We start from the raw sequence: 3,111 nt of genomic DNA, 5'->3' as shown, positions 1-3,111 counted from the left end.
GCAGACCTTGCAGTGACCTACTCTCCCAAGTCTTGAGACTTAGTACCATTGGCGCGGAGGGATTTGACGGTCGAGTTCGGGATGGGATCGGGTCCTGGGCCCCTCGCAAGAACCACAAGGTCAGCGAAAAACACGCAAAGTGAAGATTGGTTTTGTTTTGATCTGGTTGTTTTCCAAGTCATCGGGGAAGCTCCTGGAGGAGCTTTTGCGACGACCCCGGCGCTTGTGCGCCGCCCCGCCGGAGGTGCATTGCACCGTCAGGCAAGGGAGAAGCAAACGACGCAGGTCGTTTGCGGGCATAGATTAATGAGAACGATCAAGCCGATCGAGCTATTAGTACCGGTAAGCTTCACACATTGCTGCGCTTCCACACCCGGCCTATCAACGTGGTGGTCTTCCACGGCTCTGATAGGGAATACTCGTTTTGAGGGAGGCTTCCTGCTTAGATGCTTTCAGCAGTTATCCCGTCCGAACTTAGCTACCCTGCAATGCGGCTGGCGCCACAACAGGTCCACCAGAGGTTCGTCCATCCCGGTCCTCTCGTACTAGGGACAGCTCCTCTCAATATTCCAACACCCACGGCAGATAGGGACCGAACTGTCTCACGACGTTCTGAACCCAGCTCACGTACCACTTTAAATGGCGAACAGCCATACCCTTGGGACCTGCTCCAGCCCCAGGATGTGATGAGCCGACATCGAGGTGCCAAACACTGCCGTCGCTATGGACGCTTGGGCAGTATCAGCCTGTTATCCCCAGAGTACCTTTTATTCGTTGAGCGATGGCCCTTCCACACGGGACCACCGGATCACTATGACCGACTTTCGTCTCTGCTCGACTTGTCAGTCTCGCAGTCAGGCAGGCTTATGCCATTGCACTCAGCGACCGATTTCCGACCGGTCTGAGCCCACCATCGCGCGCCTCCGTTACTCTTTGGGAGGCGACCGCCCCAGTCAAACTACCCACCATGCGCTGTCCCGGACACTGTTATGCCGCGGTTAGACACCTATGACGATAAGGGTGGTATCTCATCTTGCGGCTCCACCGAGGCTGGCGCCCCGGCTTCAAAGCCTACCACCTATCCTGCACATGCCGACACAAGTGCCAGCGCAAAGCTATAGTAAAGGTTCATGGGGTCTTTCCGTCTGACCGCAGGAACCCCGCATCTTCACGGGGAATTCAATTTCGCTGAGTCTATACTGGAGACAGTGGGGAAGTCGTTACGCCATTCGTGCAGGTCGGAACTTACCCGACAAGGAATTTCGCTACCTTAGGACCGTTATAGTTACGGCCGCCGTTTACCGGGGCTTCAATTCAAGGCTTGCACCTCTCCTTTTAACCTTCCGGCACCGGGCAGGCGTCAGACCCTATACGTCGTTTTGCAACTTCGCAGAGCCCTGTGTTTTTGATAAACAGTCGCCACCCCCTCTTTTGTGCCACCTTGATACCGGTTGCCCAGTACAAGGTCACGCTTATCCCGAAGTTACGCGTGCAATTTGCCGAGTTCCTTCAGTATAGTTCTCTCAAGCGCCTTGGTATACTCTACCAGTCCACCTGTGTCGGTTTCGGGTACGGTCAATATTGGTGGAGCTATTTCCTGGAACCGGCTCACTGCACCCCCAATCCGATAAGGGGATACAGACCCGCGCGATCCGTCACTACCACCTGGCCCACGAATATTAACGTGGTTCCCATCGTCTACGCATTTCTGCCTCGACTTAGGGGCCGGCTAACCCTGCGCTGATTAGCATTGCGCAGGAACCCTTGGACTTTCGGCGAAAGTGTCTCTCACACTTTTTGTCGCTACTCATGTCATCATTCGCACTTCCGATACCTCCACCACCCCTCACAGGTATGGCTTCACAGGCTTACGGAACGCTCCGCTACCGCTTGCAGTAAACTGCAAACCCTAAGCTTCGGTGCATAGTTTTAGACCCGGTACATCTTCGCCGCAGGATCGCTTGACCAGTGAGCTGTTACGCTATCTTTAAAGGATGGCTGCTTCTAAGCCAACCTCCTGGTTGTCTAAGCAATCCCACATGCTTTCCCACTTAACTATGACTTGGGGACCTTAGCTGTAGGTTAGGGTTGTTTCCCTTTTGACGATGGACGTTAGCACCCACCGTCTGTCTCCCGGATAGTACTCTTGGGTATTCGGAGTTTGGTTAGGTTTGGTAAGTCGGTGAGACCCCCTAGCCCATCCAGTGCTCTACCCCCCAAGGTATTCGTCCGAGGCGATACCTAAATATCTTTCGCGGAGAACCAGCTATTTCCGAGTTTGATTGGCCTTTCACCCCTAGGAACAAGTCATCCCCGTCTTTTTCAACAGACGTGGGTTCGGCCCTCCAGTAAGTGTTACCTTACCTTCAGCCTGCTCATACCTAGATCACTCGGTTTCGGGTCTAATCCGTCTAACTTCACGCCCTATTCAGACTCGCTTTCGCTGCGCCTACACCTAACGGCTTAAGCTTGCTAGACAGACTAAGTCGATGACCCATTATACAAGAGGTACGCCGTCACCCTTGCGGGCTCCGACTGTTTGTATGCATCCAGTTTCAGGTACTATTTCACTCCCCTCGTCGGGGTGCTTTTCACCTTTCCCTCACGGTACTGGTTCGCTATCGGTCGTGTGCGAGTACTTAGGCTTGGATAGTGGTCTACCCATGTTCAGACAGAATTTCACGTGTTCCGCCTTACTCGAGGACTTATGTGCTTTCTACCGGTACGGGGCTGTCACCCACTATGGCCGAGCTTTCCAGCTCGTTCCCGTTCTTACACACAAGCCACTGGCCTGGTCCGCGTTCGCTCGCCACTACTAACGGAGTCTCGTTTGATGTCCTTTCCTCCGGGTACTTAGATGTTTCAGTTCCCCGGGTTAGCTCCCTTTCGGGTGACCTAAATGGTCGGGTTTCCCCATTCGGAAATCCTCGGATCAAAGCTTATTCGCAGCTCCCCGAGGCTTATCGCAGCGTATTACGTCCTTCATCGCCTGCACACGCCAAGGCATCCACTAGATGCACTTAAGACGCTTGATCGTTCTCATTATCAATGCCCGCAACCTCAACGACCTCTCCTGGCTCTTGTCTTCCAGAAAAGATCTCAGTCGTCGGG

At 53.9% G+C, this 3,111-nt stretch carries 2 rRNA genes; both read right to left on the bottom strand.

The window, feature by feature from the left end:
* Nucleotides 1–4: 4 nt before the first annotated feature.
* Nucleotides 5–120: ribosomal RNA gene (rrf, locus tag DDE76_RS19180) — 5S ribosomal RNA — on the bottom strand.
* Nucleotides 121–312: 192 nt separating this feature from the next.
* Nucleotides 313–3,035: ribosomal RNA gene (locus tag DDE76_RS19175) — 23S ribosomal RNA — on the bottom strand.
* Nucleotides 3,036–3,111: the final 76 nt, after the last annotated feature.

It is taken from the genome of Devosia indica (assembly GCF_003056405.1).
Classification (GTDB): domain Bacteria; phylum Pseudomonadota; class Alphaproteobacteria; order Rhizobiales; family Devosiaceae; genus Devosia; species Devosia indica.
This window is presented reverse-complemented; position numbering and strand designations above follow the sequence as displayed.